The organism is Hoeflea sp. CAU 1731 (assembly GCF_039888615.1).
In the GTDB taxonomy this organism is placed as follows: domain Bacteria; phylum Pseudomonadota; class Alphaproteobacteria; order Rhizobiales; family Rhizobiaceae; genus Flavimaribacter.
Window position 1 is genome coordinate 11,060 of record NZ_JBDQQS010000013.1, and the last position, 16,397, is coordinate 27,456.

Genomic DNA, 16,397 nt, shown 5'->3' on the forward strand with positions numbered 1-16,397 from the left:
AAGTTTCAAACTCCCGCGCTTTCCAGTTCGCGGTTGAGGCGTTCGGTTTCGTGCGCCTTGGTCTTGGTGAATCTGGCGAAAACGAGATAGGCGACAGGCGTCAGGAACAGCGTGGCGGCCGTGGCGAGGCCCAGACCGCCGACGATCACCCAGCCCAGCGACACGCGCGCTTCGGCGCCGGCGCCGACGGCCAGCACCAGAGGCAAACCGCCAAGCACGGTGGAAATCATGGTCATCATCACAGGTCGCAGCCTGCGGATTGCAGCTTCCTCGATCGCGTCGCGCACCGACCGGCCCTCGTCGCGAAGCTGGTTGGCGAATTCGACGATCAGAATACCGTTCTTGGCCATGATCCCGACCAGCAATACGAGCCCGATCTGGCTGTAGACATTGAGGCTGGTGCCTGTGAACCACATGGCGAACACCGCGCAGGCAAGCCCGAGCGGCACCGTGAACATAATGATCAGCGCGCTTATGAAGCTTTCGAACTGGGCCGCAAGCACCAGCAGGACGACGACAATCGCGAACAGGAATGTCCGCCCGATATTGCCTGACGTCTCGTTGAGCGTTGCGGCTTCAGCCAGCGGTATGATGCGCATGCCAGCGGCCAGATGCGGCGCGGTTATGCTTTCGGCTGCGGTCAGCGCGTCACCGAGCGAAAAATCCGGATCGAGGCTGGCCGTGATCGACACCGAACGCATCTTCTGCTCGCGGCCGAGCTCTGGCGCCACGGCCATTTCCTCGAGACTCGAAATCGCCGACATTGGCACAGTGCGGCCGTCCCCGGTCTTGAGGAAGATGTTTTCCAGATCCGTCGGATCGTTGATCGGATTGCCGGTCGAAATCACTTTTATTTCGACGGCGCGGTCCTTGACGAAAACCGTTCCGATGCTGCGGCCGTCGAGCATCGCCTGGATTACGGGCGCAAGCCCGTCAATGTCGATGTCGAGCATGGCGGCGCGCTCGCGATCCACCGAGATCAGCAATTGCTGCTGGTTGGTCTCATAGGAGAGCCGGACGCGACTGAAGCGCGGATCGTCTTCCATGTCGCGAATGACGGTTTCCGCCGTTGTGGCCAGTTGGTCGTAGTCGTCGCCGGCGATGGCGAACTGCAATCCGGATCCGGCGCCGCGTATGCCGAGACTGTTGGGCTGAATGGTGAAGGCGCGCAAACCGGGCACCTGCCCTAGCAGACCGTTGACTTCGTCGGCGATCTCCTGCTGGCTGCGTTTGCGCTCATCCCAGGGGGCGAGGGTCATGACCAGGAAGGCATTGTTCGCCTTGCCGCCGCGGCCCGCCAGTGAGAACACATTGAGCGCTTCGCCGCTATCCTGCAGCGGTTTGACGAGGGCTTCGATCTGCTTGAGGCGCGACGAGGTGTAATCAAGGCTGACGCCTTGCGGCGCGGTAATCGACAGGATCACGATCGACCGGTCTTCAGGCGGCGTCAGCTCCTGCCTCAGACCCGTGAAAACCGGATAGGCGATAGCGGCGAGCAGCACGGCGACGCCGATGACGACAATCGGCATTCGCAGGCAGGCGCCGAGCATCTTTGCATAAATATTCGCGCAGAATGCGCCGAAGCGGGCGATCGGGCCGGGCGTCTTCCGCTTTTCGGCGTCGCGCGGATCCACGGCCTTGAGCAGTCTTGAGGCAAGCATTGGACACAGCGACAGCGCAACGATTGACGATATCAGCACGGCGATCGTCAGCACGAAGCCGAATTCGCGAAAGAGGCCGCCGGTCTTGCCTGGCAGAAACGATATCGGCACGAAGACGGCCGCCAGTGTCGCAGTCGTGGTGATGACAGCGAAAAACACCTGACGGGCGCCCACTACCGCCGCGGCTCTGGGACCAAGGCCGCGATTGCGCTGGGTGACGATGTTCTCGAGCACGACGATCGCGTCGTCGACAACCATTCCGGTCGCCAGCACAAGGGCGAGAAGGGTCAGGATATTGATTGATAGTCCGGCGAGCCAGATGCCGGCGACCGCGCCGATCAGCGCTACAGGCAACGTAATCGCCGGGATGATCGTCGCCCGCACATTGAGTAGGAAGAGATAGATGACCGCAATGACGATAAGGATTGCCAGAAGCAGCGACTTGACCACTTCCTCGATCGAGGCGCTGATGAAAGTCGCGTCGTCGCTGGTGACGCGGATATCGACGTCCGGCGGGAGGACGTCCCTGATCTCGTCGACGGCGGCCCGCACGGCCGCGGATATTTCAAGCGTGTTCGATCCGGCTTGACGCACCACGCCAAGCCCAATGCCCGCCCTGCCATTGGCGCGCAGGGTCGAATCGCCGGGATCTGGACCGTAGGAAATGACCGCCACATCCGACAGCTTGGTCTTGTCGGACAACATCGTCGCATCGAATTCCTCGGTCGAGTCGATCGCGGCAGAAGCGCGCACCACGATGTCCTGGCTGGAGCTTGTGAGCGAACCGGCCGGCGCGTCAAAGGCTGCCGAATTGAGGGCGGACGCCAAGTCGCCGACCGTCAGGCCGCGGCTTGCGAGCCGGTTCGGATCGACATCAATGCGGAAGATCTTGTCGCGATCGCCATAGACATAAACGTCGGCGACGCCCGGAATGGCCGTCAAACGGTCAAGCACGTCGTCCTCGACCAGTATCGTCATGTCCTGGACGGTCAGCGCGTCCGACGTCACGGCGATCCGCATCACCGCCTGGGCGTTGTCGTCCGCCTTGATGACGCGCACTTCGTCGATATCGTCCGGCAGATCTCTCGAAATGCGGCTGATCGCGTCTTTCAGATCATTGGCGGCGACATTGATGTCGACAGATTCGTTGAACTCCACGGTCACCCGGCTGCGGCCAAGCGAGGATGTGGACGAGATCGAGCGCACGCCGGGCACGCGTCCGGCGGCGCCTTCGATGCGCGCGGTGATTTCCCTGTCGATGGTTTCGGGCGCAGCACCCGTATAGTCTGTTCTTACGGTGACCACCGGACTGTCGACCTCCGGCAATTCGCGGATTTCGACGCCGAAGAGCGCGGCAATGCCGCCAACGAGAATGAGCAGATTGATGACGGAGGCAAGCACCGGCCGTCGCACGAACAGCGCGGTGAAACCGCCGCTGTCTGTTTTCTTTTCGTTTTCGCTCTTATCCACCTACGAGCCTCTGAAAACGGGCGAGCCGGTGTTTCGGGTAATTTCCAGGTCGGAACCCGGTCGCAGGCTCTGCAGACCCTCCGTCACGACCTCGTCGCCTTCCGCAACGTCGCCGGACACCAGCACGTAGTCGGCGTTGCGCTGCAGGATCGATACCGGAACGCGGTCGGACTTGCCGTTCTTCACCTTCCAGACATAGGGACCCGACGAACTCCATTGGACGGCCAGCGGATCGACCGCCGGGAATGTCTCGCCCGGGAATTTCAGAACGACCCGAAACGACATGCCGGGGCGCATGCGATCATCCTCGTTGTCAAGAATGGCGCGAACCTGGATGGTGCGGCTCGCTCTGTCGACGCGGCTGCCGACCGTGCTGACCTTACCCTCAATGCGAACGCCGGGCAGGGCAATCGCGGTGACTTCGACCGGCTGGTTCTGTCGTATCTGCAGGCTGAATCGCTCCGGAACCCAGAAATCGAGAAAAATTGATGACCGGTCGTCAATGGTGACTATCTCGGTCTGTTGGGTGACATAGTCCCCGGTTTCCGCCTCAATGAAACCGACGATTCCATCGATCGGCGCAATGACCGAGCGCCGTCTCAGCGCCAGTTCGGCCTCGCGCAGATCAAGTTCGGCGTTGTCGCGCTCGATCCGTGCGTCAATCAGCTGAACCTGGCTTGCAGCGCGGGCGGTCACGAGCTGTTCGTAGCGCTTGACCTTTTCGTCAGCGACTTCGAACGCCAGCTTCGCCTGATCTCTTGCAATAGACTCGGTGTCGGAATCCAGTTCGGCCAGCAGGTCGCCCGCCTCGACCTTGTCGCCCGGAAGAACCAGAACCGCTTCAAGGATGCCTTCGGAGCGCGGCACCACTTTCACCGACCGGACTGCTTCGCCATCTCCGATCGCGCTGATTCTGTCATTGATGGCCGCGTTTCCAACCATCGAAGTGATGACCGGGCTGGGTTGACCGGCGCCGCGGCGCTGCGCGCCGCTATCCGTTTTTGCGACCTGCCCGTCTCCGTCGCCGGAAATCAGGGCGACGATCGATTGCGGCACACCGAAGTTTGTCAGTTTGCCGGCGGCCGATGCATCCAGTCTCGCCCAGGCGACTAGCGCAACAAGCAACAGGCAAATCAGAAGCAGGGACTGCTTGAACCAGCTCATCTTTTCTCCGAATTGGGGACCGGTTTCCGGTCGGCCGGCCGCCTTGCCCCTCATGATAGAGCAAATGCGCGCTTCGACCAGCAGAAAAGCGAAATTAAGGCCTATGCGGCGTCAGATCGGTCGGGGTTGATCACGATATATTGACTGAATCTCGTCAAGGACCGCGTCGGAAAGAGTCATATCCGAGGCGGTAATGTCGATCTTCAGCTGGTGCATGGACGTCGCGCCAATAATCGGAACCGTCGGAAAGGGGCGGGAAAGGCAAAAGGCGATCGCCATCTGTGCAGGATCAAGCCCGTGGCGGGCGGCGACGTCGAGATAACGCGCAATCGCCGCTTTCGAAACTTCATGATAGCGCCCGTTCAGGTTTTCCTGAATCGTCATGCGCGATCCGGCCGGTGTTGATCCATCGGCGTATTTGCCGGACAGACATCCGGCCGCCAGCGGCGACCAGGCAAGCAGCGTCACATCCTCAAGCGCGCTGACTTCGGCAAGATCGAGATCGAACAGACGCGTTAGCAGATTATATTCATTCTGGATGGACGCGATGCGCGGCAGGCCATGGCGATTGCTCGCTTCGATGAACTTCATTACGCCCCAGGCGCTCTCGTTGGACAGGCCGAAGGCGCGCAGCTTGCCCTCTTCCTTGAGCCGCGCGACCTCGCCAAGAATATCGGCGACTTCCTGATCCATGTCGCCGGCGTTCAGCGTACGCGGATCGTAAGTCCAGTGCTTGCGGAAATGATAGGATCCGCGATTGGGCCAGTGAAGCTGGTAGAGATCGATGTAATCCGTCTGCAGGCGCGTCAGACTGTCTTCGAGCGCTTCCCTGACGGTCGCTCCGTCGACGCGGCGTCCGTTGCGGACATCGCGATTGCCTTCGCCGGTCACCTTCGTGGCGACGACCAGACGGTCCCGGTCCGGCCGGCCCTTGAGCCATGTGCCGATGATCTCTTCGGTGCGGCCGGTGGTTTCGGCCAGACGCGGCGTCGTCGGATACATTTCGGCGGTGTCGATGAAGTTGATTCCCTGATCGACAGCGAAATCAAGCTGTTCATGACCTTCGGCTTCGCTGTTCTGCGATCCCCATGTCATCGACCCGAGGCAAATTTCGCTCACGCTCAGGTCGCTGCGACCCAGCTTTTGATAGTTCATCCCTGTCTCCGATAGAAATGGAAGCAGACCGCCACACGGCGGCGCCTCTTCAGACTGATGGTTATTCGCCGATCTTAGCAGAAATCAGTTGGGAATCGATCCCACCATCAGTTCGTCGCCATTCTCAATGCTGACCCAGCGGCCCGCATGGAAGCTGGCCTGGCGCTTGAGGTAGGTGTAGGGCGTGTCGATCCACAGACGCACCTCGTCATCGAGATTGTCGAGCACGTAGTCGCCTTCGGCCGTTCTCAGCGTCAGCACTGCGTGGCCTTCGCCGTTGCGCTTGCGAACCACCGTGATCAGAAGATCCGAGGACGGAAAGCCGCGCTTCATCAACATTGCGCGCTTTTGCAGGACATAATCCTCGCAATCGCCAAAGGCTCCCGGATAGGACCAGACTTCCTCCCGACCGTGTATTTCCTCATCTGTCATCGGCATGACGGAATAGTTGACGGCCGTGTTGACTTCCCGAACGACGGACCAGCCATAGGTGGTGACCCGGGACGGCGGCTTTTCCGCTTGTGTGCGGGCGCACTCGTCGCGGTGAAGACGGCAGAATTCGTAGTGGCCAATGGGCTGAGAAGTCATCCCGCCTTCCAGCATCGATGAATATCCGTGCGGATTGGCGAGTTGCGCCGCTAGCGCCGTTGGCGTCACGTTTGCCATAACAGCCAGGCCGACAACCATTGCATGCAAGAAAAAGCGTCCCATAAACGACCGGTCCCCGTACCCCCGCGAACATCGTTAATGAACAGTTAAAGGGAGACGCGGCTATTAAGTCAATCTTAAGCATTGGAAAGTTCCGGTTATGGTTACCGGAAAAGTTAACAGCGGGAAGTTTTACGTCATCTGCGTGTCATCGCCGCAACAGTTTTGAGCAGGCGGGCAATGTCCTGAGACCGGGACAGACGGTGATCTCCGTCGCGAACCAGCGTCAGCACCACATCTTCACTCGGCAGATGGTCGACCAGCCTGAGCGCGTGTTCATAGGGAACGTCGGGATCCATCATCCCCTGAATGATATGGACCGGACATCCTGTCTCTATAATGCCCGTGAGCACCGAATTGCGCGCGCCGTCCTCGAAAAGCGCCCGGGTATAAACGTTCGGCTCCGGCCCGTAGGGCGTTGGCTCCTCGAAATATCCCTGTGTTTCGAGCGCCTGCTTCTGTGCGTCTGTCAGCAGCGGTTCGTGCAGGTCGTTGGTGAAATCGGGCGCCGGCGCCAGGAGCAGAAGGCCGCTCACACGCTCCGCCTGGCCGGTTTTGCGCAGCTCCTGAAGCATCCGTATCGCAATCCAGCCACCCATCGAGGAGCCGACAAGCAGCTGCGGCCCACCCGTAAACGCGTCAAAGACGGCGAGGCTCTCCTCCAGCCAGCGCGATATCGTGCCGTCGATGAAGGCGCCGCCGGATTCGCCATGGCCGGAGTAATCAAAGCGCAAACAGGACATGCCATGCTCTTCGGCGAAACGATCAAGCTCCTCGGACTTGGTTCCCATCATGTCAGACCGATAACCGCCAAGCCAGACGAGGCCCGGAGCATTTGCCGCCTCGTTGGCGGGGGCGCGATAACGCACTGCAATGCGCCGCGCCTTGTCATCCTGTCCGACCGTCGCCATTTGTAATTGTGTCATTGCGCCGTCCTCTCAAAAGCTGATCGCCGGCCATTGGTGCAGGTTCATCGCCGCGTCGTAAACACTGAACCGCGAAGGGTTGGTGATTTTTTGTCGCGACCGTGCTATTGACTTAATTCAGGTGATGTTGAAAGTGCCGCAACTCGCGGGAGGCGGGTGGGAAAATTCGACACCCTGCCGAACCAAAAAACGCAACAGTATGGGAGACTACGACCATTCGCAGACCATTCAGAGCACCGCCGACAACCAATACGGGTCCGCGTGCCAACGATGATATCCGGGCTCCCCGGGTACAACTCATTGATCCAGAAGGAAACAACAGAGGCGAAGTTGATATCGAGGAAGCGCGTTCCGCCGCAACGGAATCCGGGCTTGACCTCGTCGAAATCTCGCCGAACGCCACTCCACCGGTGTGCAAGATCCTCGATCTCGGTAAACTGAAGTATCAGAACCAGAAGAAGGCCGCCGAGGCCCGCAAAAAGCAGAAGACGGTCGAGGTCAAGGAAATCAAGATGCGCCCGAACATCGACACGCACGATTACGACGTGAAGATGAAGGCTATGAACCGCTTTTTCGAAAGCGGCGACAAGGTGAAGGTCACCTTGCGTTTCAGGGGCCGCGAAATGGCCCACCAGCAGCTTGGCATGCAGCTTCTCCAGAAGGTGAAGGACGATACGATCGATATTGCGAAAGTGGAAGCCGAACCGAAACTGGAAGGCCGCCAGATGATGATGGTGCTGGCTCCCCGCTAACCGCCCTGCTATCTGCATCGGAAGGCCAATAACGGCAAATGGCCCGCGGAGGCTTGCGCGGGCGGATTTCTGTCGTTATAAGGCCGCGTCCGAACCGGCCGGCAGGGCATGCCGTGTCGGTTCTGAATGCAAAACACCCTACAGGCGCAGACATCCACCTTTCCGCGAGGAATCGGTTCGGTTTGCGACCAGCCCGAAAGCGCATGGCCGCGCGGGCGACACGGGACACCAAAACAACAGGGCGACGCCGATCGGCTGGCCCGAAAAGAACGGAGAAGCAAAATGCCCAAGATGAAGACGAAGTCTTCCTGCAAGAAGCGATTCAAGATCACCGCATCGGGCAAGGTCAAATCCGCGGCCGCCGGCAAGCGCCACGGCATGATCAAGAGGTCCAACAAGTTCATCCGCGACGCGCGCGGCACGATGGTTCTTTCAGAACCGGACGCCCGCATCGTCAAGAAGTTCATGCCGAACAGCCTCTAAGCCCGGAACCAGGAGATCACATCATGGCACGCGTTAAAAGGGGCACAACGTCCCACGCCAAACACAAGAAGGTTCTCGCCCAGGCCAAGGGGTTCTACGGCCGCCGCAAGAACACCATCCGCACAGCCAAGGCCGCTGTCGACCGTTCAAAACAATACGCCTATCGCGACCGCAAGGTCCGCAAGCGCAATTTCCGTGCGCTTTGGATTCAGCGTATCAACGCAGCCGTGCGCGAGCATGGACTGACCTATGGGCGTTTCATCGACGGTCTGAACAAGGCGGGCATCGAAGTCGACCGCAAGGTTCTTTCCGACATGGCCATCAACCAGCCGGAAGCCTTCGGCGCGCTGGTCGCCAGCTCCAAATCGGCGCTGGCATATCTCAAGGACACCACTCCGAACGCTTTTGAAAGCGCTGTCGGCTAAGCCAGCGTTTTCCCGAAGCATCTTTGACATCAGGGAAACCCGCGCTGGCAGGGCTGGCGCGGGTTTTTATTTTGTTTTCGCAATTCCGGATTATTGATCCGGCCACAGACAGACAAGTTCAACGGATACACGACAATGAGTGACCTGGAAGAACTCGAACGGACCATCCTCGCCGACATCGCCGCGGCCGACAGCGAGCAGGCGATCGAAACGGTCCGCGTCGGCGCACTCGGCAAGAAAGGCACAGTCTCGGAGAAACTGAAGACGCTCGGCGGCATGTCGGCGGACGAGCGCAAGGTGATGGGCCCGGCGATCAACGGAATGAAAGTCCGCATCGCTGACGCCATCGGCGCTCGCAAGCAGGAATTGCACGAAAGAGCGATCGAAGACCGGATTGCAAAGGAAACCGTCGATATAACGCTTCCGGTGCGCCAGTCGCCGCTCGAAGCCGGCCGTATCCATCCGATCTCGCAGGTGGTGGACGAAGTCACGGCGATCTTCGCCGATATGGGCTTCTCGATCGCCGAAGGTCCGGACATCGAAACCGACTACTACAATTTCACGGCGCTGAATTTTCCCGAAGGCCATCCGGCGCGCGAGATGCATGACACGTTCTTCTTCAATCCCGACGAAAACGGCGAGAGAAAGGTGCTGCGCACCCATACGTCTCCGGTCCAGATCCACACGATGGAGAAGCAGACGCCGCCGATCCGCATCGTCATTCCGGGCAAGACGTACCGCTGCGACAGCGACGCCACGCACTCGCCAATGTTCCATCAGCTCGAGGGTCTTGTGATCGACACGGCGTCGAACGTCGCGAATCTCAAATGGGTGTTGCAGGAATTCTGCGCCGAGTTCTTCGAGGTGCCGTCGCTGAATATGCGGTTCCGCCCTTCCTACTTCCCGTTCACGGAGCCAAGCCTGGAACTCGACATACAATGCGATCGCTCCGGCTCGGAAATACGCTTCGGGCAAGGCGACGACTGGATGGAGATTCTCGGTTGCGGCATGGTCAATCCGAACGTGCTTCGCAATGTCGGCCTTGATCCGGACGTCTACCAGGGATTCGCCTGGGGGATCGGCATCGACCGGCTCGCAATGCTCAAATACGGCATGCCGGATCTGCGCGATTTTTTCGACGCCGATGTCCGCTGGATGTCGCATTACGGCTTCCGGCCGCTGGATATGCCGACACTGTTTTCCGGCCTTTCCGGCTAATCTCGCCTTTGACCTTTTGAACGAATTACGGACAGTCCGATGAAATTCACTCTTTCCTGGCTCAAGGACCATCTCGAGACGGACGCCACGCTCGACCAGATTGTCGAAACATTGACCATGATCGGCCTCGAGGTCGAACATGTCGATGACCGCAAGGCCCTGAGCCCGTTCGTCGTGGCCCGTGTAATCGAGGCCCGTCAACACCCCGACGCGGACCGGCTGCAAGTTCTCACCGTCGAAACCGGTTCGGGCTCGCCGGTGCAGGTGGTGTGCGGCGCTCCCAACGCCCGGGCCGGCCTCGTCGGCGCCTTCGCGCCGCCCGGAACCTATGTGCCTGGGATCGATCTGACCCTGTCGGTTGGCAAGATCCGAGGCGTCGAAAGCCACGGCATGATGTGCTCGGAGCGCGAGCTGCAGATGTCGAACGAGCATGACGGCATTATCGACCTCGACAGCGATGTCGAGATCGGCTCGAGTTTCGCCGCGTTCGCCGGTCTCGATGATCCCGTCCTGGAGATTGGCCTGACCCCCAACCGACCGGACTGCACCGGCGTGCGCGGCATTGCCCGCGATCTGGCGGCGGCTGGTCTCGGCGCGCTCAAGGACGGCGACACGCCGCCTGCGGGCGGCGATGGTCCATGTCCGGTAAACGTCACGCTTGTATTCGGCGACACCGACCCGTTGTGTCTCGGCTTCGCGCTGCGCGGCGTCAGCGGCGTTAAAAACGGCCCAAGCCCGCGCTGGATGCAGCAGCGGTTGAAGGCCATCGGAATGCGGCCGATCAATGCGCTTGTGGACATTACCAACTATGTCACCTTCGACCGGGGTCGACCGCTTCACGTTTTCGACCAGGCGAAGGTCAAGGGCGACCTCGTTGTGCGACGCGGTCGCAAGGGCGAGACAGTGGAAGCTCTGGACGGCGGCAAGTACGAGGTTGATGACGATGTCTGCGTGATCGCCGACGACGATGGCGTGGAATCCATCGCCGGCATCGTGGGTGGCGAAGTGACCGGCTGCGATGAGAATACGACCGAGGTGCTGATTGAATCGGCTCTGTGGGATCCGATGAACATCGCCCGCACAGGCCGTGATCTCGGCATTATTACCGATGCGCGGTATCGCTTCGAGCGCGGCGTCGATCCAGCCTATATGGTGGAGGGTATGGAGCTTGCAACGCGCCTTGTCCTGGAAATGTGCGGCGGAACGCCGTCAAAGTCCCTCGTCGTGGGATACAACGAACCCGAACGCAAGATCATCCGGTTCCCGGTTTGCGAGGTGAAGCGGCTGACAGGTCTCGATATTCCGCAGGCGGAATCGATATCAATCCTCGACAAGCTTGGCTTCGAGAGCCAGGGCGACGGCGACACTGTCGATGTCCGGGCGCCGACCTGGCGTCCCGATATCGACGGGAAGGCCGATCTCGTCGAGGAGGTGATGCGTATTCACGGCATCAACATGATCGAAGCCGAAGCCCTGCCGCGCACCGGCAGCGTGAATACGCGCATCCTGACGACGCTCCAGATCCGGACCCGAAAGGTGAAACGCGCGCTGGCCGGCCGTGGCATGATGGAAGCCGTCAACTGGTCCTTCATCTCGGAGCAGGAAGCCGCCCTTTTTGGCGGCGGACAGGCCGAACTGAAACTCGCCAATCCGATTTCGGCGGATATGTCGGACATGCGCCCGTCCTTGCTGCCCGGACTGCTTGCCGCAGCGCGGCGCAACGCCGACCGGGGACATGGCGACATCGCCCTGTTTGAAGTATCCGACATCTACAAGGGCGATGCGTCCGGCGAACAGCACAGGGCCGCGGCGAGCCTGCGAACCGGTTCAGCCGGTTTGGAAGGCGCCGGAAGGCACTGGCGCAAGACAACATCCGCCGTCGATGTCTTCGACGCAAAAGCAGACGCAATGGCGGCCCTTGAAGCCTGCGGCGCGCCGGTCGGCAACCTGCAGGTCGAGAGAGGCGCGCCCGAATGGTATCACCCCGGCCGTTCCGGCGTTATCAAGCTCGGCCCGAAAATGACGCTCGGCGCCTTCGGTGAATTTCATCCGAAGACGCTGGACGCAATGGGGGTTTCCGGCCCGGTTTGCGGATTCGAGATTCTTGTAGACGCCCTGCCGGAACCGAAGCGCAAGGCGACCCGCACCAAGCCGCCGCTCGATCTGTCGGCGTTCCAGACCGTGCATCGCGATTTCGCGTTCGTTGTCGACAAAACCGTCGCGTCCGGTGAGATTCTCAAGGCGGCCGAGGCGGCCGACCGAAAGATGATCACGGCCGTGAACCTGTTCGACGTGTTCGAGGGCGCGTCGATCGGCGAGGGCGCCAAGTCAGTCGCCATCGAAGTTGAGATCCAGCCGCGGGAACGAACACTGACGGAAGCGGAAATCGACGCTATCGCCGACAAGATCGTCGATAACGTCAAGTCGAAGACGGGCGCCGTGCTGCGAGGCTGACAAAACGGGAGGAATGCGTCATGTTTCGATGGGGTATATTGTCGACGGCGAAGATTGCGCGCGAGCAACTGTTGCCGGCTATTCAGGATTCCGACAACGGCGTCGTCTTGGCCATCGCAAGTCGCGACGAGGCGAGAGCAAGGGCGCTTGCCGACCGGTTCGGCGCCGAGCACGCCTTTGGCTCTTACCAGGCGCTGCTCGATTCCGACTTCATAGACGGCGTCTATATTCCCCTGCCGACGAGCCAGCACATCGAGTGGAGCCTCAAGGCCGCGGAAGCCGGCAAGCACGTGTTGTGCGAAAAGCCGATTGCGCTGCATGCCGACGAGATCGACAAGCTGGTAGAAGCCCGCGACCGGTTGGGCGTCATGATCTCCGAGTCCTTCATGGTCTTTTACCACCCGCAATGGACCAAGGTGCAGAACCTGATCGCTGATGGCGCCATCGGCGCATTGCGGCAGGTACAGGGGGCGTTCGGCTACTACAACACCGACCCCTCGAACATGCGCAACCAGGTGGCGCTCGGCGGCGGCGGCTTGCCGGACATCGGAGTTTATCCGACCGTTACCACACGCATCGTGACAGGCAAGGAACCGGCGCGTGTGCGGTCCACCGTCACGCGTGATCCAAACTTTGGAACTGATGTCTACGCCAATGTCTCGGCCGACTTCGGCGATTTCAATCTGGATTTCTACTGTTCAACACAGTTGGCGCTTCGCCAGCACATGGTGTTTCACGGTGAAAAGGGCGTGATAGAAGTCCATGCGCCCTTCAACGCTGGCACCTATGGCCACGCCGTCGTAACGCTGCACAATCAGGATCACACCGGCGCGGAAGTATTTCGCTTTCCGGGCGTCCAGCAGTATCGCAATCAGGTTGAAACTTTCGTTCGGGCTATCAGCGGCAGCGGCGAAGCACTGTTTTCACTCGAAAACTCGAAACTGAATCAGAAGCTTATCGACGCCATCTACCGGGCGGCGGAGCACGATGGTTGGGAGACCATCTGACACGGCTTGTATGCGCACAGTCACAGACGCATAATCGCCGTGACGCGTGATTCGCTGGGTGACGAATCGGCAATCCATACAGAGGATTATGCGTGAGCCATCTGCGCTATGCCGGCCTGTCCCATGAAGAACAATGTGCGGCGTTGCTCGACATCGCGCAAAAGGATCCACTCCTTCATGAAGCGCTGGCGATTGCGCGCAGCATGCAGCTTCCGCAGTGGCGGATTGTATCGGGCGCCGTCTACAATACCGTCTGGAATCATCTGACCGGAAAGCCTTCCGGCTACGGCGTCAAGGACATCGATCTCTTCTACTATGATGCGAGAGACATATCGTGGAAGGCCGAAGACACGGCTATCCGCCGTGGATCAATTCTCTTCGCCACGCTGCCGGTGCCGGTGGAGATCCGCAATCAGGCCCGCGTTCATCTGTGGTACCGCGAGAAATTCGGTCAACCGTTTCCCGCGCTTGCAACCGGTGACGAATCGCTCGGTCGTTTCGCTTCAAAGACCCATGCAGTGGGCCTTCGTCTCGACGCCGACAATCATGTCGACCTCTATGCGCCGTTCGGGCTCGATGACGTCTTTTCCTTCAGGATCACGCCCAACAGGACGACCAACAACCGCAAGACTCACGAAAAGAAGGGCGAGCGGGCGAAACGGCTGTGGCCGGAGGTCAGCGTAGAGCCCTGGTGACGAATCAGGACCGAATCAAACGGTCGTCGAGAAATGCCTCGACGAGATCGAGGGGACCGATTATCCGGTCGGCGACCATAAAGAGCAGCGGCAGCGCAATTCCCGGCAGCGGTTCAAAAAACTGTCGTTCCGGCAGTCTTTCGCTTTCTTCCGCATCCACAGCCCGTATTGCGACATGCATCACTGCCTGCGGCAGGTGCTCAACGCCGATTATTCCGGAGCCGCGAATCTCGATTAGCCCTGCGATTTCGGGAGGCGAGGAAACAATAAGGCGTTGGCCGGCCTCCTCCACGAGGACGCGGTCATCGGATACCAGCGCCGCAAAGCGTCCACGATTGCGGGCGTCGAGAAGGCAATGGCGCGCCAGATGAGACTTGCCGCTTGCGGGTGGACCTATGACCAAAAGACCCGTTTCACCGGTCACGATGGCCGTGGCGTGGATATTTCGGCTCATGGGCGCAGTCAGATCCGTTCGGCCGGAAGCTTCACAATGAAGCGCGCGCCGAGGATTTTGCGCGACTTCCCGTCGATCATGTTTTCGGCCTTGAGCGTTCCGCCATGCGCTTCGATGATCTGTCGGCTGATGGAGAGCCCAAGTCCGGAGTTCTGACCGAAGGCCTCTCCTTCCGGCCTGTCCGTGTAGAAGCGGTTGAAGATGTTCTCGATATTCTCCACGCCAATGCCCGGACCGTTATCCTCGACGAGAATGAGGCAACTGTCCTTTCGGCGCTGCAGCCTGATGGTGATGCGCCCATCTTTTTCAGGCACGAAGGATCGCGCATTATCGATGAGATTGGTAATGACCTGGCCGATGCGCAGATCGTGGCCATTGACCCGGAACCGGTCTTTCGGCGCGTTCTCAGGCTCTATCTCCAGATCGATCTCGACAGTTTTCGAGCCTTTTGAAATCTGTCTCGAAATCAGCACGAGGTCCTGCATGAGCTTGCGCAGATCGACAGGTTCGGCGTCCTGACGCGCGAGTTCCGCGTCGAGTCGCGAAGCGTCGGAGATATCGCTGATCAACCGGTCGAGGCGGCGCACGTCGTGCAGGATGATTTCGAGCAACCGGGCTTTCGACGCGTCGTTCTTGACGAGCGGCAGCGTCTCGACGGCGCTGCGCAGCGACGTCAGCGGGTTCTTCAGCTCGTGGCTGACGTCGGCCGCGAAACTCTCGATCGCCTCGATCCTGTCATAGAGCGAATTGGTCATGTCGCGAATAGCGGCGGACAGATTGCCGATTTCATCCTGTCTTGCCGAGAAATCCGGTATTTCTTCGCGGATGCTGACGCCACGGCGCACCCGCTGGGCCGCGTCGGCCAGACGGTGAAGCGGATTGGCGATCGTGCCGGCGAGCAGCAACGACAGCAGAATATTGACGGTCGCGGCGACAATGAAAACCCGGAGAATGGCGATGCGCTCCGCCCGGATGATCTTGTCGATATCGCCGGCCTGGGTCGACAGCAGCAAGACGCCGAGCACGGCGCGAAACCGCTGCACCGGCACCGCGACGGAAACGATGAGTTCGCCCTTGTCGGTCGATCGGACGACTGCGCTGCGTCCGCCGGTCAGCGCAGTCAGAACCTCCGGATAGAGCGATCCGTCGGCGCCCGGTTGTTCCTTGTAAACCGGCAGATCGGCCCGCTGGATCAGTCGGTTCAAAAAGGACATAAAGCGATCGGTGATGTTCAACGGCTCGTCGTCGAGGGGCGGCAATTCGTACCGCAGAATCTGACCGCGAGAATAAAGGTGCTGCGAATCGAGAATCAGGCTTGCGTCGCGGTCATAGATGCGCGCGCGCGTCCTGGTCGGTGAAATCAACCGTCTCAGCACAGGCGCCACGCGTTCCGGATCGATCGGAAAATCGAGATTGTCGAAGTCACTACCCGGCGAGATTGTTTCACCGGCCTGCAACTCCAGCAGCTTCTGGGGATCGATGGTGATGGCGTCGGTCTCGACGCTGACCGATCCTGCAATCGCGGCCGCGATGATCTCGCCCTGGGTCAGCAGGCTTTCCACCCGCGCGTCGATCAGACCGTCGCGGAACTGGTTGAGGTAGAGGATGCCCGAAAGCAGGACCAGCAATGCCGCAAGATTGAGAAATATGATGCGGCGGGTGAGGCTCGAAAACATCGCCCGGCCAAAAACCCTTCGCAGAATTGAAAACGGCCGCGCCCAACCGCGCCCGCCCGGTTTGGCTGCGTCATCATCCGCCGGCGCGGGAACAGACCGGGGAGAGAGTTTGCTGTGGTCGATACCTGCCGTCATGTTTCGGCCGAAAC

General features: G+C 60.1%; 14 protein-coding genes. 7 read left to right on the forward strand and 7 right to left on the reverse strand.

Going from position 1 to position 16,397, the window contains the following annotated elements; all coding sequences use genetic code 11:
• Positions 1-5 precede the first annotated feature (5 nt).
• From AAFN47_RS19635 to AAFN47_RS19655, 5 genes are all read right to left on the reverse strand, one after another.
• Positions 6-3,131: an efflux RND transporter permease subunit gene (locus AAFN47_RS19635; protein ID WP_499810955.1), complete on the reverse strand. Its 3,126-nt coding sequence runs from the start codon at positions 3,129-3,131 to the stop codon at positions 6-8.
• Positions 3,132-4,295, reverse strand: coding sequence for an efflux RND transporter periplasmic adaptor subunit (locus AAFN47_RS19640; RefSeq protein WP_499810956.1), 1,164 nt, complete (start codon positions 4,293-4,295; stop codon positions 3,132-3,134). It lies immediately after the preceding gene.
• A gap of 111 nt (positions 4,296-4,406) precedes the next feature.
• Positions 4,407-5,450, reverse strand: coding sequence for an aldo/keto reductase (locus AAFN47_RS19645; protein WP_499810957.1), 1,044 nt, complete (start codon positions 5,448-5,450; stop codon positions 4,407-4,409).
• An 84-nt stretch (positions 5,451-5,534) separates the two neighbouring features.
• A complete protein-coding gene (locus AAFN47_RS19650) occupies positions 5,535-6,161 on the reverse strand; it encodes a transglutaminase-like cysteine peptidase (RefSeq protein WP_499810958.1) in 627 nt (208 codons plus the stop codon).
• Positions 6,162-6,295: 134 nt separating this feature from the next.
• Positions 6,296-7,084, reverse strand: coding sequence for an alpha/beta hydrolase (locus AAFN47_RS19655; RefSeq protein WP_499810959.1), 789 nt, complete (start codon positions 7,082-7,084; stop codon positions 6,296-6,298).
• Between the two features lie 215 nt (positions 7,085-7,299).
• Between AAFN47_RS19655 and infC the strand changes: the two genes are divergently transcribed.
• The 7 genes from infC (at position 7,300) to AAFN47_RS19690 (ending at position 14,118) form a co-directional block, all read left to right on the forward strand.
• A complete protein-coding gene (gene infC, locus AAFN47_RS19660) occupies positions 7,300-7,836 on the forward strand; it encodes a translation initiation factor IF-3 (protein ID WP_499811078.1) in 537 nt (178 codons plus the stop codon).
• 282 nt (positions 7,837-8,118) lie between these two features.
• Positions 8,119-8,319, forward strand: a complete 201-nt coding sequence (gene rpmI, locus AAFN47_RS19665) for a 50S ribosomal protein L35 (protein WP_220228947.1) — start codon at positions 8,119-8,121, stop codon at positions 8,317-8,319.
• Between the two features lie 23 nt (positions 8,320-8,342).
• Entirely contained in the window at positions 8,343-8,744 is a 402-nt protein-coding gene (gene rplT, locus AAFN47_RS19670) for a 50S ribosomal protein L20 (protein WP_499810960.1), read from the forward strand.
• Positions 8,745-8,879: 135 nt separating this feature from the next.
• Positions 8,880-9,962 (forward strand): phenylalanine--tRNA ligase subunit alpha, encoded by a 1,083-nt coding sequence (pheS, locus tag AAFN47_RS19675; protein ID WP_499810961.1) that lies wholly within the window; start codon positions 8,880-8,882, stop codon positions 9,960-9,962.
• A gap of 39 nt (positions 9,963-10,001) precedes the next feature.
• A complete protein-coding gene (pheT, locus tag AAFN47_RS19680; protein ID WP_499810962.1) occupies positions 10,002-12,416 on the forward strand; it encodes a phenylalanine--tRNA ligase subunit beta in 2,415 nt (804 codons plus the stop codon).
• A 20-nt stretch (positions 12,417-12,436) separates the two neighbouring features.
• Positions 12,437-13,423 carry a Gfo/Idh/MocA family protein gene (locus AAFN47_RS19685; RefSeq protein ID WP_499810963.1) on the forward strand — a complete coding sequence of 329 codons (987 nt, stop codon included), beginning with the start codon at positions 12,437-12,439 and terminating at the stop codon, positions 13,421-13,423.
• A 92-nt stretch (positions 13,424-13,515) separates the two neighbouring features.
• The gene (locus tag AAFN47_RS19690; protein ID WP_499810964.1) at positions 13,516-14,118 is read left to right on the forward strand and encodes a nucleotidyltransferase family protein; all 603 of its coding nucleotides are present in this window, start codon (positions 13,516-13,518) and stop codon (positions 14,116-14,118) included.
• 4 nt (positions 14,119-14,122) lie between these two features.
• On the opposite strand, the gene AAFN47_RS19695 is transcribed toward AAFN47_RS19690, so the two are convergent.
• Both AAFN47_RS19695 and AAFN47_RS19700 read right to left on the reverse strand, forming a co-directional pair.
• Positions 14,123-14,572, reverse strand: a complete 450-nt coding sequence (locus tag AAFN47_RS19695) for an HPr kinase/phosphorylase (RefSeq protein ID WP_499810965.1) — start codon at positions 14,570-14,572, stop codon at positions 14,123-14,125.
• Between the two features lie 8 nt (positions 14,573-14,580).
• Positions 14,581-16,383 (reverse strand): sensor histidine kinase, encoded by a 1,803-nt coding sequence (locus AAFN47_RS19700; protein WP_499810966.1) that lies wholly within the window; start codon positions 16,381-16,383, stop codon positions 14,581-14,583.
• Between the last annotated feature and the right edge of the window lie 14 nt (positions 16,384-16,397).